The sequence below is a fragment of the Algibacter sp. AS12 genome (genome assembly GCF_046736315.1).
Lineage (GTDB): Bacteria > Bacteroidota > Bacteroidia > Flavobacteriales > Flavobacteriaceae > Algibacter_B > Algibacter_B amylolyticus.
This window is the reverse complement of the sequence record NZ_CP151841.1, coordinates 737,154-755,798: the sequence shown is the minus strand read 5'-3', so window position 1 is coordinate 755,798 and position 18,645 is coordinate 737,154. Positions and strand designations below refer to the sequence as shown.

General features: G+C 33.4%; 12 protein-coding genes. 6 read left to right on the top strand and 6 right to left on the bottom strand.

Features of this window, described 5'->3' with window-relative positions; genetic code table 11:
- Positions 1-115: 115 nt before the first annotated feature.
- On the bottom strand, positions 116-2,665 hold the full coding sequence (locus AAFN75_RS03275) for a BamA/TamA family outer membrane protein (protein ID WP_411808211.1): 2,550 nt from the start codon (positions 2,663-2,665) through the stop codon (positions 116-118).
- 173 nt (positions 2,666-2,838) lie between these two features.
- Here AAFN75_RS03275 and AAFN75_RS03270 point away from each other — a divergent pair, with 173 nt between their 5' ends.
- The gene (locus AAFN75_RS03270) at positions 2,839-3,558 is read left to right on the top strand and encodes a TrmH family RNA methyltransferase (RefSeq protein WP_411808210.1); all 720 of its coding nucleotides are present in this window, start codon (positions 2,839-2,841) and stop codon (positions 3,556-3,558) included.
- A 71-nt stretch (positions 3,559-3,629) separates the two neighbouring features.
- On the opposite strand, the gene AAFN75_RS03265 is transcribed toward AAFN75_RS03270, so the two are convergent.
- On the bottom strand, positions 3,630-4,361 hold the full coding sequence (locus AAFN75_RS03265) for a porin family protein (protein ID WP_144116783.1): 732 nt from the start codon (positions 4,359-4,361) through the stop codon (positions 3,630-3,632).
- Between the two features lie 4 nt (positions 4,362-4,365).
- Positions 4,366-5,091: a bifunctional demethylmenaquinone methyltransferase/2-methoxy-6-polyprenyl-1,4-benzoquinol methylase UbiE gene (gene ubiE, locus AAFN75_RS03260; protein WP_411808209.1), complete on the bottom strand. Its 726-nt coding sequence runs from the start codon at positions 5,089-5,091 to the stop codon at positions 4,366-4,368.
- Positions 5,092-5,409: 318 nt separating this feature from the next.
- On the opposite strand from ubiE, the gene trkA reads away from it, so the two are divergent.
- From trkA to AAFN75_RS03245, 3 genes are all read left to right on the top strand, one after another.
- Entirely contained in the window at positions 5,410-6,759 is a 1,350-nt protein-coding gene (gene trkA / locus AAFN75_RS03255; protein ID WP_144116781.1) for a Trk system potassium transporter TrkA, read from the top strand.
- 16 nt (positions 6,760-6,775) lie between these two features.
- Positions 6,776-8,269 carry a TrkH family potassium uptake protein gene (locus AAFN75_RS03250; protein WP_144116780.1) on the top strand — a complete coding sequence of 498 codons (1,494 nt, stop codon included), beginning with the start codon at positions 6,776-6,778 and terminating at the stop codon, positions 8,267-8,269.
- Between the two features lie 258 nt (positions 8,270-8,527).
- Positions 8,528-8,794, top strand: a complete 267-nt coding sequence (locus tag AAFN75_RS03245; protein WP_411808208.1) for a hypothetical protein — start codon at positions 8,528-8,530, stop codon at positions 8,792-8,794.
- Positions 8,795-9,066: 272 nt separating this feature from the next.
- Here the strand turns inward: AAFN75_RS03245 and AAFN75_RS03240 are convergent, their stop codons facing one another.
- Both AAFN75_RS03240 and AAFN75_RS03235 read right to left on the bottom strand, forming a co-directional pair.
- The gene (locus AAFN75_RS03240; protein ID WP_411808207.1) at positions 9,067-10,251 is read right to left on the bottom strand and encodes a pyridoxal phosphate-dependent aminotransferase; all 1,185 of its coding nucleotides are present in this window, start codon (positions 10,249-10,251) and stop codon (positions 9,067-9,069) included.
- A gap of 34 nt (positions 10,252-10,285) precedes the next feature.
- Positions 10,286-11,383 (bottom strand): fatty acid desaturase family protein, encoded by a 1,098-nt coding sequence (locus AAFN75_RS03235; protein ID WP_411808206.1) that lies wholly within the window; start codon positions 11,381-11,383, stop codon positions 10,286-10,288.
- Between the two features lie 232 nt (positions 11,384-11,615).
- On the opposite strand from AAFN75_RS03235, the gene rsmG reads away from it, so the two are divergent.
- Positions 11,616-12,245: a 16S rRNA (guanine(527)-N(7))-methyltransferase RsmG gene (gene rsmG, locus AAFN75_RS03230; RefSeq protein ID WP_411808205.1), complete on the top strand. Its 630-nt coding sequence runs from the start codon at positions 11,616-11,618 to the stop codon at positions 12,243-12,245.
- A gap of 18 nt (positions 12,246-12,263) precedes the next feature.
- Here the strand turns inward: rsmG and AAFN75_RS03225 are convergent, their stop codons facing one another.
- Entirely contained in the window at positions 12,264-13,223 is a 960-nt protein-coding gene (locus AAFN75_RS03225; RefSeq protein ID WP_411808204.1) for a tetratricopeptide repeat protein, read from the bottom strand.
- A gap of 521 nt (positions 13,224-13,744) precedes the next feature.
- Here AAFN75_RS03225 and AAFN75_RS03220 point away from each other — a divergent pair.
- Positions 13,745-18,643: a LamG-like jellyroll fold domain-containing protein gene (locus AAFN75_RS03220; protein WP_411808203.1), complete on the top strand. Its 4,899-nt coding sequence runs from the start codon at positions 13,745-13,747 to the stop codon at positions 18,641-18,643.
- Positions 18,644-18,645: the final 2 nt, after the last annotated feature.

The following is an 18,645-nucleotide window of genomic DNA, read 5'->3' as shown; positions in this document are numbered from 1 at the left end:
TTGAATTTACTTAAGTATCAAAAGTAATCAAATTTTAAATGATTTATAGATGTTTTATGGTTTGAAACAGCAAAAATAACACTAAAACGTTATAGTGTAAAATGGTATAATTTGCTTAAAATGGATAGTTTATACCTATGTTATATACCGCATTGGCAAAGTTATAATCGTTAAACCATCGGTTTTGATCTGTATAAGATGGATCGTAGGTTTTAAAACCTATATCAAAACGGAATACGAAAAAACTAAAATCGTAGCGTAAGCCAAAACCAGAACCTACAGCAATATCTTTTAATGAGCTAAGGCTGGTAAAGGTTGCGTTGTCGTCTTCTACATTGTCTAGTACATTCCAAATGTTACCAGCATCTACAAATAAAGCGCCGTTTAAATTGCCAAATAAATTAAAGCGCTGTTCGGCACTTAAAGCTAGTTTTAAGTTGGCTTCATTAAACTCGTTAGTGCTTTCTGAACTTCCTGGGCCTAAGCTATAAGCAGCCCATGCACGGTTATCGTTAGGTCCACCACCAAAAAAACTCTTTGAGAACGGAATACTGTTAGAGTTACCATAGGGTATAGCGATACCAAAAAAGGCACGTGTTGCTAACGTGTTTTTCTTGCCTAAATCCCAGTGTTTTATATAATCCAGTTCTGTTTTTACGTATTGTGAATAGGCGACGTTAAACAACTCATACCTGTTGTCGCTATCTTTATTAAGTCCTAAAAGTTTTGAGGTGCTTGCTAATAAATTACCCGCTAACTCCAATTTAAAACGGAAAATAGAGAAATCGTTATCTACCAGGTTTGTACGATTATCTTGTGTGAAACTAAAGGCCGAAGATAAAATAAGGTTGTTTTCTGTTAGTCGTTTTTTACGTTCGTCAATGTTACTAACGGTTAAGTAGTCGCTAGCATTGGTTGATTCATAGCTTGTATCGCTTAATACCAAGTCGATAAACTCATCGGCTTTTTCCTCTATTAGCTGTTCGTTTTCATTCCCGTCCAATTCTATAAACTCCGATGGTGTGTTGTAACTTTCTAGTGCTATATTCTCCAAACTGTTAAAGGAACTCGTGTAAATACTAAAGTAGTTCTCGGTTCTTAGGTTTCTTACATATTGAATGTTAAAAAGGTCTAAGCGGTTACTAACTTGTTTATTTGGGTACCAATTGTAGCTAAAATTGCCGCTAAAGGTTTGCTTATCTAATCCTATATTGGTTTGGCTTGTTGTTGCTAGACCAATGCTTGTACTAGGCGACATGTATTTAGGTATAATATTTTCGGTGTAAAAAGGTGAAAATATTCTTGGTATGGTTAATTTTAAATCGGCTCCAAACTCATTAATATCAAAAAATGGGTCACCATCTTCCCTCAAATCTTTTGAGGCTCCAATCGATGCTATTCCAGATATTGCTAGGGTTTCTGCTCCTCCAAAAATATTTCTAATTTGTAAGCTTGGGTTTAATGAGAAGCCAACGGTTTGAATATCACTTTGAGACACATCGGCACTAAAATCTAAATTAAACTTTTTTAAAGGGGTTAATCTAATAGTGCTTTTTAATGTGTTATCTGGATTTTCAAAATATTCAATATTAGGATATTTAAAGGTGCGAAGCTGATTGATATAACTGTAAGTACGCGTTCTATCTAGATCTCTAAATACTTTGCCAGGTGAAATAAATACAGCATCGGTTAGTGCCTTAGGGCGAAAACGCATTTTACCATAACTAAACAGCTTAAAACCACCATAATAAATAGAATCTTGAAACGGTTTGTTTCTGTTCTCGAAGGTATAATCGGTTATAATATTAACATCGTCAATATAATATACTTTAAAAGGTTCGCGTCTAATAGAATCGGCAGTTCTTATAGCTCTATCTTGAATTTTTATCCCAACATTAACCTTTTTATTGGTGCCAATAGTATCCATTTCGAAGGTAACGTAATCTTGATTAAAATGGTAAACACCTAAGTTTCTTAATTCTGTAGAAATTCTTTCGCGCTCTTGCTCAAAACTACTAGTTCGGTATTGTTCGCCTTGAACTATAAGTGCTTTATCCTGAATTTTTTTATAAAGTGAATCAACAATAGGTGACTTTACCGTTTTTGCTATAGAATCAATTAAAAATGCGGGTCCCGTTTTTACGGTATAGTCAACTTTAGCACGTTTGTTATCGTTCCTTTCAATATCATAGTCAGCCTTTACATTAAACCAGCCGTTATTAAAGTAGTAATCTTCTAATCGCTTAGCAGAGCGTTTTGTTTTGTCTTCACTTAAAATGGTAGGAGCTTCTCCTGTTCTTTTTAACCAATTATTAAACCCAATAGCAGATTCTTTTAGTTTATCAATTTGCTTTTTAGAATACTTTTTCTCTAGTCTTGCTCTACGATTCGGTTTTTTATCTAACCAAGCTTCAAAAAGGGAGTCTCTATTAGGTCGTGCTGTGTTGTAAATATGTAATCTTAAAGGTATGCCTAAAATTTTTCTGTTGGTATTTTGGTATAATAGGTTGTTTATCTCTTCGGTATTATTTTTTTTATCATTTACAACTATAGATGTTTCTGTAAGTAAATGTTCATCTTCAGCAACTCTTTTTGTGGCATCGCAGGAGTAAAGCAAACTCATAACAAGCGTAAGGTGTAAAATATTTAAGAGTTGTTTTTTCAAATGCGTAATAATTAAATTAAAAGTGATAGGTTAAACGTTTATATTCAATAAAGGAATCTTAGTTTAAGCATCAAAAATACATTATTTTAATCTTAAAAAATATTTAAATAAGTAGACTATTAACGTATCTTATTAATAATTTCTTTTCTTTATAAAAAATTTATGATACTGGCATGCTTTCTAAAAGTCAAATAAAATTAATAACGAGTTTAAAGCAAAAAAAATATAGACAACAACATGGTTTTTTTGTTGTTGAAGGTGTTAAAACAATAACCGAACTGTTACAATCTCATTTAGAGCTTTACAAATTATTTACAACAAAGCCTTTCAATATTAATACCAAAGATGAAGAGCTTGTGTCCGATCAAGAATTAAAACGCATTAGTTTTTTAACCACGCCAAATACAGCATTGGCCGTATTTAAAATGCCAGAGCCAAAACCTATTGATACGACTGGTTTAATTGTGGTACTCGATGCCATTAGAGATCCAGGAAATTTAGGCACTATTATTAGATTGTGTGATTGGTTTGGAGTTACAGAATTAGTTTGTAGTAAAGAGACTGTAGATCGTTTTAACCCCAAGGTTGTGCAGGCTACTATGGGGTCTATAACACGTGTTAATGTAAATTATATAGACTTGGTTCCGTTTTTAAAAGAGAGTAATTTACCTGTTTACGGTGCTTTTATGGAAGGTGAAAATGTTTATAAAAGTGAGTTACCTAAAAACGGAATATTAGTAATGGGTAATGAAGCCAATGGCGTATCCAAAGAAGTAGAAGCTGTTATTACCGAAAAAATTTCCATTCCTAGATTTGGTGAATTGCAGGCGACAGAAAGTTTAAATGTAGCCACAGCAACAGCTATATTATTAAGCGAGTTTAGAAGAGGCTAAAAAAAAAGTACACAGTCTTAAGTAGCAGTTTACAATTAACTTAGCCTTATATAAAGTTTATAACAAGCTTTTTATTGAAAAGTGAAATTAACAAAAACACCTCGCGTTTGCATATTTGCAACATTAGAGGTCCACGGGCTGTTAGGATCTTCGTCTCTTACTAATTCGTCATTAATTCCAAAAAGACCACGTATAGACGGTGTAAATTTAAAATTATACAAATAGAAGTCTATACCGAAACCTAGTTCGTAAAACAATGAGCTTTTAGTAGTTCTAAATTGTCCGTTTTTATTATCCTCTGGGTTATCCTCGTTACTAGATAAGTTTAGCGCAGTAGAAAAACCACCAACAATAAAAGGTTTAAAGTTGTTAATACGTTTTGTAGATAGTTTTAGTAAAAGCGGAAGGTGTATATAGGTTGATTTTACTTCTCTAATAAAATCAGAATCTTTAACATCTGGTTCACCTTGAAACCACTCCGGACTGTAATAAAGCTCTCGTGTTGTAATTAATAAACCTGGTTCTAAACGGATATCTATAAACTCGTTAATTCTCAGGTTTCCTATTAAGCCCACACTAAAACCGGGACTCTTTTTCACATAAATATCTCTTAAATCGTTCTTGTAATCAAAATTGAAATCGTAGCTATTAATACCTAAAAAATAGCCCCAACGCAATAAATTGTTATCTGTAGACCCTCGACCTTGATTGGCATCATAGCTAACTTTTTCTTTTTTAAAAAGCTGAGCGTTAGAGGTTTCAACGATAAATAGAAATGATATTAATGCAAAAAGGTATTTCATATAATTACTTCGATGATTTATAAATTGTTGCCACACCTAAAGTTTGTGGAAAATCTTCAACATTTATAAACCCAATATTACGTAAAATATTGTTTAATGCTTCTCCAAAAGGAAAAACAGATGCCGATTCGCATAAATATTTATAAGCACTTCTGTCTTTAGAAAATGCTTTTCCTATTAAAGGTAGTATGTTTTTTGTGTAAAAATTATAACCTTGTTTATACGGTGTTTTTGTTGGCATAGAGGTTTCTAAAATAACAAAAGTACCATTGGGTTTAAGCACTCTGTAAATTTCTTTCAAACCATTTTCTAAGGTTTCAAAGTTTCTAACACCAAAAGCAACCGTTATAGCATCAAAAGAATTATCATCAAAAGGCATATTTTCAGAATCTCCTAAAATCATTTCTATTTTAGAGTCTAAACCTTTTTTAGTTACTTTTTGCTTTCCTATTTCAAGCATGCCACTACTAATATCGAAACCTACAATTCTAGTTGCATTGGTTTCGGCAAGGTTTATAGCTAAATCTCCTGTTCCTGTAGCGATATCTAAAATAGAATCTGGGTTAGCTTCTTTAACTATTTTCACTACCTTTTTTCGCCACTTAATATCAATGCCGAAAGAAATTACACGATTTAACCCATCGTAATCTCCCGATATGGTATCAAACATTTTCGTTACCTGTTCTTTTTTACCTAAGTCGCTGTCCTTGTATGGCTTTACTTTTGTCAAATCTTAAAAATTTTGATGCAAACCTACATAATTTATTTTTACTTTAATATATCAAATTAAGTCAAAATAAATTGTTTAGGTTATCCGAAGCAAAAATATAAAATAGAAACACTAGAGGGAAAGATAAACTATTGGAAAAGTTAAACATAACAGGATTATAAATAATTAAATTAATGCCTGTTTATGATCGAAGTTCTATTTTATAGTATATTTGTGGTACTTTTTTATGAATAAGAAAAAATAAATTAAGCACTATAGTATATCACATAGGGCTTCAGTTTTTTATTTGTAATCATACCATTATAAAAATTTAAACGAGTGAAAATAATTATTGCTGGTGCTGGTGAAGTTGGGTTTCATTTAGCAAAATTATTGTCTTACGAGTCTCAAGAGATTACTTTAATTGATACCGACAAAGAAAGTTTAGCCTACGCAGATACGCATTTAGATATTAAAGTTATTCGAGGCGATTCCACCTCCATAGCTATCTTAAAAGAAGCGCGTGTAGAAAACTGCGAGCTTTTTATAGCTGTTACTGCAAGCGAAACTACTAATATTACTATTTGTGTTTTAGCAAAACAATTAGGGGCAGCAAAAACTATTGCGCGAATTACAAATACCGAGTTTATACATCATAAAGATGAGGTTGGTTTTACCAAATTTGGTATTGATGAGTTAATTTCTCCTGAATCGTTGGCTGCTGCCGAAATTGAGTTGTCTTTAAAACAATCGTCTTTTAATGATAGTTACGAATTTGAAGGTGGCGCATTAACTATGATAGGTTTAAACTTATCAAGATCTGCAGCTTTTGTGGGTAAAACGGTTAAAGAAGCGGCAAAGATATTTCCAGAAATCCATTTTGTTCCTATAGCCTTACAACGTTTTGGTACGCAATACACCATTATCCCTAGAGGAGATACCAAGTTTAAAAGAGGCGATAATGTTGTATTTATTACTTCGGAAGGAGGAGGAGAAGAGCTTTGTAAACTAACCGGTAAAGCTAATAACGAGATAAAAGACGTTATGATTTTGGGCGGTAGTAAAATTGGCTATAAAACAGCTAGAGATTTAAGCAATAAAGGGTTTAACGTAAAGCTTTTAGAAGCTAATAAAGAACGTGCTTTTGATATTGCAGACGATTTGCCTAACGTTTTAGTTATACAAAGTGATGGTAGAAATGTAGATTTATTAGACGAAGAAAATATTAGCGGTATGGATGCTTTTATTGCGGTAGGTGCTAATTCTGAAACCAATATTATGTCTTGTTTAGTGGCTAAATCTAAAGGTGTAAAGAAAACGGTGGCGCTTGTCGAGAATATGGATTATTTCGAGTTGTCTCATTCGGTAGGTATAGAAACATTAATAAATAAAAAGCTTTTAGCTGCTAATAATATATTTAGGTATATACGAAAAGGGCAGGTGGTTGCCATGACGAAGCTTAGTAATATGAATGCCGAATTATTAGAATTTGAGGTTAAAGCTTCATCGGCGATTTGTAATAAGTATATTAAAAAAATCGATTTCCCACGTTCTGCAATTATTGGCGGTGTGGTTAGAAACGGAAAAGGTGAAATTGCTTTAGGTGATTTTAAAATTCAAGAAGGAGATAGAGTGGTAGTTTGTAGTTTATTACAATCTATTAAAGGAGTCGAAAAATTATTCCGTTAAAATAGTGAGAAAGTCCATGAAACTTAATTATAAGATTATTTTCCATTTTTTGGGATTACTTTTGCTATTTAATGGTGGCTTCATGTTACTGTCGGCATTAGTAAGTTTAATTTATAAGGATGGTGTTACGTTTCAATTATTTCTTTCAGGTTTAGCTACTTTAATTAGTGGTGTTATTACCATGTTTTTTACTAGAGATCATAGTAAAGAAATGAATAAACGCGAAGGGTATATAGTAGTTAGTTTCGGTTGGATTATTATGTCTTTATCTGGTGCATTACCCTACATCTTTACAGAAAGTATTCCAAGTTTTACAGATGCCTTTTTCGAGACTATGTCTGGTTTTACAACAACAGGCGCTTCTATTTTAAATGATATTGAAGCGGTGCCTAAAGGGGTGTTGTTTTGGCGTAGTATGACGCATTGGATTGGTGGTATGGGAATTATCGTTTTAGCCATTGCCATATTGCCACTTTTAGGTATTGGAGGTATGCAGCTTTTTGCAGCCGAAGCACCAGGACCAAGTGCAGATAAATTGCATCCCAGAATTACGGATACTGCCAAACGATTATGGCTTATTTATTTTGGTTATACAGCAGCAGAAACCTTATTGTTAAAGCTTGCCGGCATGTCCTTTTTCGATGCTATAAACCATGCCTTGTGTACACTATCTACAGGAGGTTTTTCTACTAAAAATGCTAGTGTTGCCTACTGGAATGGCGATCCTGTTATTCAATACATTATTATTCTTTTTATGTTTTTAGCAGGTACAAACTTTGTACTTAGTTATTTTGCTTTTAAAGGCAAAGTGCAAAAAGCCATCCAAGACGAGGAGTTTAAGCTCTACTTTAAGTTTGTCGCCATTTTTACAATAATAGCAGCAGTTATAATTTATTTCAGGGCAGATATTTCGCAATCTAGTATAGCGCATCCAATGGTTTGGGGGCGTGCAGAAAGTGCTTTTAGGCATGCACTGTTTCAAGTTATATCTGTAATAACAACAACCGGTTTTGTAACGGCCGATTATACCTTATGGACACCCTTTTTAGTGGTATTCTTTTTCGGACTCATGTTCCTAGGAGGCTCCGCAGGAAGTACCTCTGGAGGTGTAAAAGTAGTGCGCCATTTAATACTTATTAAAAACGGTTTCTTAGAGTTTAAGCGTACACTGCACCCAAGTGCTATTATTCCGGTGCGTTATAATAAACGTGCTATTTCTGGCGATATCGTTTTCAATATTCTAGGGTTTTTTATACTGTATATGTTGTCGTTTATTATAGGGGCGTTGGTGTTCTCTATGATGGGAATCGATTTTAAATCTTCAGTAGGTTTAGCGGCTTCAACTTTAGGAAATGTAGGTCCTGCTTTAGGCGATTTCGGACCCGTAAATAATTATGCCGCATTACCAGCACTAGGTAAGTGGTGGGCATCCTTTTTAATGCTTATTGGGCGTTTAGAGCTGTTTACGGTACTTATTTTACTTACACCTTTTTTCTGGCGTAATAGATAATAACTTGTCTTTAGTTATATGGGCGTTACCACAAGGGTCGCGCTTTCACTACTCGCTTCCTCCTAAGGTCGGCGAGCTCAAACATGCCGTTCAATCCCTAACGCAATTCTCGTAAATTTTTATAGTTGTAACATGTAATGGAAAATGTATACTAATATTATAAGAAGCTTCTTTACATATTATTTTGATTCGACTTCAAAATAGTAAACACTGTATTTGAATTTTTCAAAACAGATTCAATATTAAAACTTAGAAATTATGGGAGGAGAAGGATCAATGATGGCTGCTAACAATTCATTAAAGAATAACAGGAGTCTTACATCAAAACGAAGAGAGAAAGGTGCTTTAGGAGGCAGTTATGCCAATATTGGACTAAAAGAGTTTCCGCATGCTACACCAGTGCAATTAATTGAAATTAAGCAAAGACTTAAAAAAGAACATAGAGAAGCAAGAATTAAATACTTAGTTGTGTTTTTACTATTGCTTTTTGTTATCATCCCCTTATTTTGGTTTTTGTTACAATGAGAAAAGTAATTTGTTATCAAATATTAGAAACAGGTAATTGTTAAATTAAAATACCTCACCGATTTTAAAAATCGGTGAGGTATTTCGCGTTAGGGATTGCAGTGGAAAGCCCACAGCGACAGATTTTTTATCTGGAAGCGAGGACTTGTAGCGGAAAGCCCGACCCTTGTGGTAACGCCCAAAAACTTTATGTTAACGTATTATCCCAAAAAAAGACCTGCAAGTTTTTTAAAACTTAACAGGTCTGAATTAAATATTTAAAAGAGGTATGACTAGCTTACAACCTCTTTAATACGTTTAATGGCTTCAATAATTTGTTCTTGCGAAGCGGCATACGAAATTCTAATACAATCTGGATTTCCAAAAGCGGCACCAGTTACAGTTGCAACAAGGGCTTCTTCTAATAGGTATAAAGAAAAATCGGTAGCATTGTTTATTTTCTTACCACGTAATGTTTTTCCGAAAAAGTGAGTAACATCTGGGAAAATGTAAAACGCACCATCTGGTGTGTTAGCTTTAAAGCCTTCAATATTGTTTACTAATCCTAATATTAAATCGCGACGCTCTTTAAACTCGTCTATCATGTATTGTACACGAGAAGGCGGCTCGTTTAAAGCTGTAATTACTGCACGTTGAGCAATACAGTTAGCACCACTTGTCATTTGTCCTTGCAATTTGTTACAAGCTCTTGCAATTTTTTCTGGACCACCAATGTAACCTATACGCCATCCAGTCATTGCAAATGCTTTAGAAACACCGTTTACTGTAATAGTATTGTTGTACATATCTTCAAATCCAGCCATACTTGCATGACCTTCACCATAGTTAATATGTTCGTAAATCTCATCTGAAACCACATAAATATTTGGGTGCTTTACAAGTACGTCTGCTAATGCTCTTAACTCAGCTTTTGTATAAACAGATCCACTTGGGTTACAAGGAGAGCTTAACCAAATCATCTTTGTTTTTGGTGTAATAGCTGCTTTAAGTTGGCTAGCAGTCATTTTAAAATCTGTATCTATAGATGTTTTTACCTCTACTGGTACACCATCGTAAAGCTTTACAATATCTGCATAACTAACCCAGTATGGGCAAGGTAAAAGTACTTCGTCGCCTTCATTAAGCATAACGCCAGCAATATTTGCTAAACATTGTTTTGCTCCAGTTGAAACTACAATTTGAGCGGGTGTGTACGTTAAATTGTTATCGCGCTTAAACTTAGTAATAATAGCATCTTTTAATTCGCCATAACCATCAACTGGAGTGTACGAGTTGTAGTTGTCATTAATAGCTTGTATAGCAGCGTCTTTAATAAAATCGGGAGTGTTAAAGTCAGGTTCTCCTAAACTTAAACCAATAATATCTTTTCCTTCGCCTCTAAGTTCTCTTGCTTTGGCTGCCATTGCTAAAGTAGCAGACGTTGCCATGTTTAAAATTCTATCAGATAGTAATTGCATTGTTAGTTTTTTTGTTTAATCGGTAAGTGTATAATTAAGCTAAACTTGGTTTTTGTCCTAGCGCTTTTAATTGATTGTAATGCTCTGCAACAGCTTGCATAAATGTATTATATTCATTGTAAGGTAAACTAAATTCTTGTGCAGTTTCCTTAACTATTTTAGCAATTTTACTGTAGTGGATATGACTAATATTAGCAAATAAATGATGCTCTACTTGTCTGTTTAATCCGCCTGTGTAAAACTCAACAATCCAACTTTTAGGAGAAAAATTCGATGTTGTAAATAATTGGTGAATAGCCCATGTGTTTTTCATATTACCTTCTGTATCTGGTAATGGCATTTCTGTATTAGGCATAACATGCGCTAATTGAAAAATAACACTTAAAATTATTCCAGCAGTGTAATGCATTATAAGAAAGCCTATTAAAACTTCCCACCAAGCAAAACCAAGGGAAATTGGTAAAACCACCCAAATACTATAGTAAACTATTTTACCAATAATTAGCTTTGTCCATTGTGTTGCAGGATGTGGTAATTTACCGTAAGCCAATTTTCTTTTAAGGTACTTGTAAGTTTGTATGAAATCTGTTGTAACAGCCCAATTTGCAGTTAATAAACCGTACAAAAAGAAAGCATAATACTTTTGGTATTTGTGGATTTTAAACCATTTAGCATGTTTAGAAAAACGTATGATTCTACCCGCATCAATATCCTCATCGTGTCCTTGAATGTTGGTATATGTATGGTGTAAAACATTGTGTTGTACTTTCCAGTTATAATCGTTACCGGCAAGTATGTAAATACTACTTCCCATTAATTTGTTAACCCATTTTTTACTAGAAAAAGAGCCGTGGTTAGCATCGTGCATAACATTCATGCCAACACCTGCCATACCTATTCCAACAATTACCATTCCTAATAATTGTGCCCAACCTGGTAGGCTATCTATAGTTAAAATTAAAACCGCAGGCACAATAAGTAATGAGAACATTACTATGGCTTTAATGTATAATTTCCAGTTTCCGGTACGTTTTATTTCGTTTTCCTTAAAGTAATCGTTTACACGCTTGTTAAGCGTTTTAAAAAACTTTGCGGGATCTTTTCTTGAAAAAGAAAGAGCTTGTTTATTCATTGTATTGTATTTAAATATGATAAAAATATAAATTGCTTCTCATACCTATGGCAAAGATAGGTATAAACCATTTGAAGTAATAACGTTTTTTTGTAAAAAAATGTGTGTAAAAAGTATACTTTTGTTGAAAATTTAACAGTGATGAAATGAGCAGAACTAAAATCTTAATGCAAATTGAGTTGTTTATTATGCGAATTACATCCTACTTATTTAATGAAATATTAGTTTGCAGATGAAACTCATTTTGAAGTATTTTCCCAACCTTACAGAACACCAAATAGAACAATTTACCAAGCTTGAAGACTTATATCAAGACTGGAATTTGAAAATTAACGTGGTATCTCGTAAAGATATTGATGAGTTATATATGCGCCATGTGTTACATAGTTTAGGTATAGCTAAAGTTATGGAATTTAAACCAGATACTAAATTGTTAGATGTTGGTACTGGTGGTGGTTTTCCTGGTATTCCTTTGGCTATTTTATTTCCGGAGTGTTCGTTTCATTTGGTGGATAGTATAGCAAAAAAGTTAAAAGTTGTCGATGAGGTTGTTGCTGGATTAGGTTTAACTAATGTGAAAACAACACATAGTAGAGTAGAGGATATTAAAGGGAATTACGATTTTATTATAAGTAGAGCCGTAGCTGCAATGCCAACCTTTGTACATTGGATAAAAGGTAAAATAGCTAAAGACCAAAACCACGACCTTAAAAACGGTATTTTATATTTAAAAGGTGGGGATTTAACTGAAGAGTTAAAAGATTATAGAACCACAACCATTTATAACCTAAGCGATTATTTTGAGGAAAATTTCTACGAAACCAAAAAAGTAGTACACTTACCACTTAAATATAGAGGCTAGTTTATCTTACCCAGGGCGCTATTTAAGTTTCGCTAATTCAATAACTACATTATTAAAATAATAGTACTGGTTTTGAAACCAATACGTATTGGCGTATTGCTCAATATTATTAACATTGTTTAACGATAGAATTGCGTTTGCTCTGTCATAAGCTTTTTTAGCATTTGCCAAATCATTATTTTTAAGATAAGCCATTGCTAAACCTAGGTAAGCATCAAAATCCATGGTGTCAAAAGAAATGGCTTTTGTAAAATCTGAAATGGAGTTATCAAACGCCCCTAAAAATAAGTTCGATGCGCCTCTATAAAAATAGCCAAAAGCATTGTTTCTATTAAGTCGTAACGATCGTGTTAAATCACTTTGCGCTTCTTCAAAATATTTAATATCCATTAAAAAAGCACCTCTATTATAATAGTTGTCGGCACTAGGGTCTAAAGCAATAGCCATGGAATAATCTTCAACGGCAGCAGTGTTTTTTTCGATGGCTTTGTATGCTATGGCGCGTAATGCATAAATATTAGGATTGTCTGGAACTTGTTTTATAATAGTAGTAAAATCGTCAATAGCTCTATCAAATTCACCTAAATCCAATTTTACACAGGCCAAACTATACAAGGCATCAATAAAATTTTCATCTAGCATATAGGCTTTAGCATAATCCACTTTAGCACCTGTAAAATCTTTTAAGCTGTATTTGGAGTTACCACGATTATAATACGTATCGGCATCTGGTTCTACAATTATAATTTTAGAGTAATCTACTATGGCACCACTATAATCGCCCAAATCATTTTTGGCCGTAGCTCTATAGAAGTAGGCGTCTAAGTTTTTGGGCTCTTCGTTTATAACTTGGTTAAGTAGTTTTATTCTTTCATTAAGATCTGAAGTTCTTAAAGCTTTTCTCAATACCTTTTTCGCTTGCCCAAAATTAAGCAACGGTATTACGACAATTAAAAGGAGTACTAGTTTTTTCATCATTAAAATTTAATCCACAAATAACATGCCGTTTTATCTGCTTCAAGAAATCTTAGTGAAGATAATTTAAATTTTATTGCTAAATAAAAATATTTCATAAAATAAGCATAATAATGATGGTGTTTCTCTAAAAAGATAACGTTTTGATGTTTGGTGTTATTTTAGGAGTTTTTATTTTAGGTACTAGTCTTTCTTTTTTACTCCTATGGTATTTCAAATAATTCAACCGAAAATCAATACTACGATATGGAGTTACAGTTATAATTCTGGAATATTGTTTAACGTAAAATTTAGACCTTTAAACAGAAGTGTTTTCAAATTGAAAATGCCAACTTTTAACATATTTTTATTTTATCGATAAACCGACGAAATACAATAAAACAGAAGGATTAAGACTACAAAAATATTTTATTTTTGCTTTTCATCGAAAATATCAACACAATATCGTAAATAAAATGTAGGTTTGTATAGCTCCTTCTTGTAAGGCAGTTAGTCTCTCAGTATTACAATAACCTAAAAAGATTATGATGATGAGACGAGAACTGCCAACCCATTTTTTACAATTTACTTTATTAATAATTTTTTCTTTTTTCAGTTTATCTGGTAAAGCCCAGGTCGCCCAAGTTGAAGTTCTTGGAGGCGCAATAATAACAGAAGGATCAACCATAAGTATAACAGAAGGTAATAGTTTAGATTTTAGAATTACCAACCTTGAGCTTGCTAATTGTGATTATCTAAAAATTCAAGATGTTAATGTCTCTAATACTTCAGATTTTGACGTTTCTCCTAATAGTCCTGCTACAAATATTAAACCTTTAACCTGTTTAGGAGGCGATAAATTTCTTGATTTTGAGGTTGAAACTACAAGTCTTTCATGTGGTGCTAAAAGTACATTGGTAACTATAGAAATCAGTAACCAAGCAAACTTTACTTTTACACTTCAATTAAATGCATCGCCCGAAATATTTGTTTTAGGAGGAAGTCCTTATGCAGATATATACCATGGCGATACCGTAACATCGGCTTTAAATGGCACCTTTTTTGGTATTGTAGATAAAGGAACTTCAATAACTAGAACTTATGTTATATCTAATATAGGTAGCTGTAATTTAGATGTACTTTCTCTAACTAGTTCTAATGGCGATTTTGTAGCCTCTTCAATGTCTCCAATTCCATCAAACAATATTAATCCTTATAATTCAATTGCGTTTAATGTAACTTTTACGGCTCCTGCTACAGGATCGGGAACACAAACAAGTGTTATTAGTGTAGGTAATTCTGGTAATACAACTTTTACTTTTACAGTAAATGCAGAATTGTACGATTTTAGTATTCCTGGTCCTGGTGGTATTCTTGCTGAATTTAGACTTTGGTTAAAATCGACAAGGGGTGTAACCGAAACAGCATCTAAAGTATCTGTTTGGGCAGATTTAGGAACAAGTGGTAAAGATGCCACACAACCTATAGTTGATAAACAACCAACTTATTTGGATACGGAAGTAGATAATATTAATTATAACCCAGTTATAAAATTTGAAAATGATGGGGCTTCGTTAGAGCAATATTTAAAAAATTCTAGCGATGGGTTTTATAGTCAAGACATTTTTATTGTTATGATACCCGATACACCTATAACATCTGCATCGTCAAGAAGCACTATCTTTTCTGGTACTGTTTCTGGCTTGCCAGGAGATATAACAGGTGTTGGCTTTGGAGATTACTCGGGAGAATTTAGTAGCGAAGTATTGTCGTATAATCAAGGTATTCCTTTGCCTTGGCCTTTAGGGCTTTATAATGGAGTTGCAGATGAGGCTACTGTGACATATGATAAACCAGGAATTATTAACGTTCGAAATAATTTAACAGCTACTGCTCAAGAGTTATTGTATAATTCAGATATTGTTTCTACAAGTGCCGTTAATAATATTCCATACCTAAATATTGGAATTACAGAGGTTGTAGCTCCTTTTACCGTATATGGTTCGGAATATTGGATTGGTAGAAACCTAGATACTCAAGGAAGTTTAAATGGGCGTATTGCAGAAATATTTACATATGCAGAACGTGTTACAGATACCGATAGACATAAAATAGAATCCTACTTAGGTATAAAGTATGGGATTACTCTAGGCTCTAGTATAGAAGCAGAAAAAGATTACATTAATTCGTTTGGTACTAAAACCTGGGATATTGCTGCCAACTCAGGCTTTAATTACAATGTAGCAGGAATAGGGAAAGATTCAATATCAGATTTAAATCAAAAACAATCTAAAACGTTAAACTTTGATAATGAGGTAACTATTAGTTTAGGGAATGTTTTTGCTACTAACAATTTAAATACCAATGAGTTTAAAAAGGATGGCGATTTTATAGTATGGGGAAACAATAACGGGCCATTTACAGGTTCAGGGACCAATACAGTAACGGTTGCTACAGGCATAACAACCGCAATAACAAGAATAGACAGAACTTGGAAAATAATTGAATCGAACGAGCATGTTAATGGCGATGTCGAAACTGTTTATGTTTCAATCCCATCGGCAGCATTTAGTGGGTTTTCAAAAACTGCTACCGAGGAATATGCTTTAATTGTAGCCGATAATGCTAGTTTTGGAGATGGTGATATTATTGATGTTATTCCGCTAAGATCTTCAGATTCAGGTTTAGATCTTCGTACGTGGTATGATTTTGACGGTACTAAATATTTTACTTTTGGTAAGGTTTCAAAATTATCAGAAAAACATACGGTTGATATTGAAGCGGGCGATTATTTAGTGGGCGAGTCTGAAATTAACTTAAATGTAGACAACTTTACAATTTCCGCTTGGATTAAATGTGCAGCAAATGCTAGTAATAGAACTTTAATGGCTAAAGGAGAAAAACTTCAAATGCGTTTAAATAGTAGCGGTAATATTGAGGTGTATATGGACGATAATGTGACTCCTAAATATACTTCAAATATGGTTCTAGATGATGGGAAATGGCATCAAGTCACTTACATTTTTGATAGTGGGACTATATTAATGTACATAGATGGTATCCTTGATAAATCTGTACAAAATATTGTGCATCCTACTCCAAATTATAATAACTATTGTATTGGTGCCTTGTATATTGATAAGGATACTGTTACAAATCCCCTTTTAGGAAGTATTGAAGAAGTTTATATTTGGGATGTTGCGCTCTCTCACGATCAGGTTCGTTTTTTAATGAATCAAGAAATTGAACGATTTAATGATAGCGGAACCGATTATGTTAGCGGAAAAATTATTCCTCAAGCTTCTGCATGTAACGAAACAGCTTCGATTCCTTGGAGTAGGCTAAGAGTGTATTATGATTTTAACTCAATATATGGTTCTACTATTGAAGGTTTAACAGACGAGCGTTATTTTTTAAGATTAAAATACCTACACAAGGATAAAACTTTAATCGATGAGCAAACTGCTCCATTGCCATATGTTACTGCTGCCGATGGAACATGGGATACCGCTGGATGTTGGTTAAATAGTGCTAATATGGCTATTCCAAATTCGTTAGGGTTAGATGGTGTTACCACTATAGATTGGAATATTGTTGAGACGGCACATAATATATCTTCAGGAGATAGAGATATTACACTATTAGGTTTAATACAAACCGCTGGAGTTATTACAATTGCAGATCCTATAGAATTTCAAGACGAAACAAATTCAGGACAAGGTTTAACCATTTCGCATTATCTAGAATTGGATGGTGTAATTGATTTAATTGGTGAGTCTCAATTAATACAAAAAGAAGGTAGTATTGTTGATGTCGATAGTGGTGGTTTTATTGAAAGAGATCAACAAGGTACAGCTAATGGTTATAATTATAATTATTGGTCATCATCAGTAGGACCAATTAGCGGTAATACATTAACACGAGGTACAGGAATGGCTTCTGCTAATGGCAATCATACTATATCTAATGTTTTAAATGATGGTTCATTTTCAGCATTTTATCAGAGCTTACTTTTTAGTAGTTCGCCAGATGGAAGCGGAACGCCACCTCCACCAGGATTGGCAAAAACCATAAGCACCTATTGGTTATACAAATTTTATGGTACTGCCGATTCTTATAACTCATGGGCGAAAATTAGTGAAACAACACCTTTAATGGCAGGCGAAGGCTTTACCATGAAAGGAACTTCTGGAAGTGTATCCATTACAACCATGCAAAACTATGTGTTTACAGGATTGCCAAACAATGGAGACATTACCTTACCGTTAGATAGTTCTGCCGAAGAGGTAGATCGATTAATAGGAAACCCTTATCCATCAGCTATAGATGCCGAGGCATTTATTTTAGATAATTTAAGTGTTGCCGACGGTGGAACAAATCCTAATGGAACTGTTATAAACGGAGCGTTATATTTTTGGGATCATTTTGGAGAAGAAAACTCACATAATTTAGCACAATATGTTGGTGGTTACGCTACCAGAAATTTAATTGGCGGAGCGCCAGCAATAGCTAATGATAGTCGACTTAATGCAACTGGAGGCATAGGTACAAAAGTGCCAGGAGAATATATTGGTGTAAATCAAGGATTCTTTGTGAGCACCTTGTTAGATGGTTTTGAGAATGATAACGGATCCACACTAACAAAAGTAGATGGTGGAGACATTGTGTTTAAAAATAGTCAGCGTGTTTTTGCAAAAGAAGATGGAACATCATCATTGTTTTTTAAATCGGCTAATGCTAAAAATAATAAGGTTCATATTCATAAAGACAATACACCAAGAATAAAACTTAGGTATAACTCACCAATGGGTTATAACAGACAAATTATTTTAGGTGCTAATACTAACGCCTCTAAAAACTTCGATGTTGGTTACGATGCCTTTATGGTCGATGTTTGTGTAGAAGATATGTATTGGGTGTTAGAAAACAAGAAGTTGGTTATACAAGGTGTCGATAAATTTAATGATACACAAGAGTATGATTTAGGGTTAAATGTGAAACAAGCAGGTCTAGTAAAAATTGAATTAGAAGCTTTAGAGAATCTAGCTGAAAATACACCAGTTTATATTAAAGATTTAACAACTAATGAAACCTTTCCTATTAACGATAACGCTTTCGAGCTTTATTTAGAAGCAGGAGAATATACAGAACGCTTTAAGTTAGTGTTTAATAATACCCTTTTAAGTGTAGAAAATAGTGTTGAAGAATCAGATAAAATTTTAGTGTATTATGCTAACGAAACTAAGCAGCTAAATATAATTAATAAGAGCAATTACCTTATTGAAGACCTTACGGCTTATAATCTATTAGGACAAGAAATTAAAGCATTAAAGTTAAACACAACAGAAGATAAATCTATTTACCTACCACTAAATACGGGTATGTATATTATAGATATTAATTCGGAAGTTGGGAACATTAGCAAAAAAATAATAGCAGATTAATA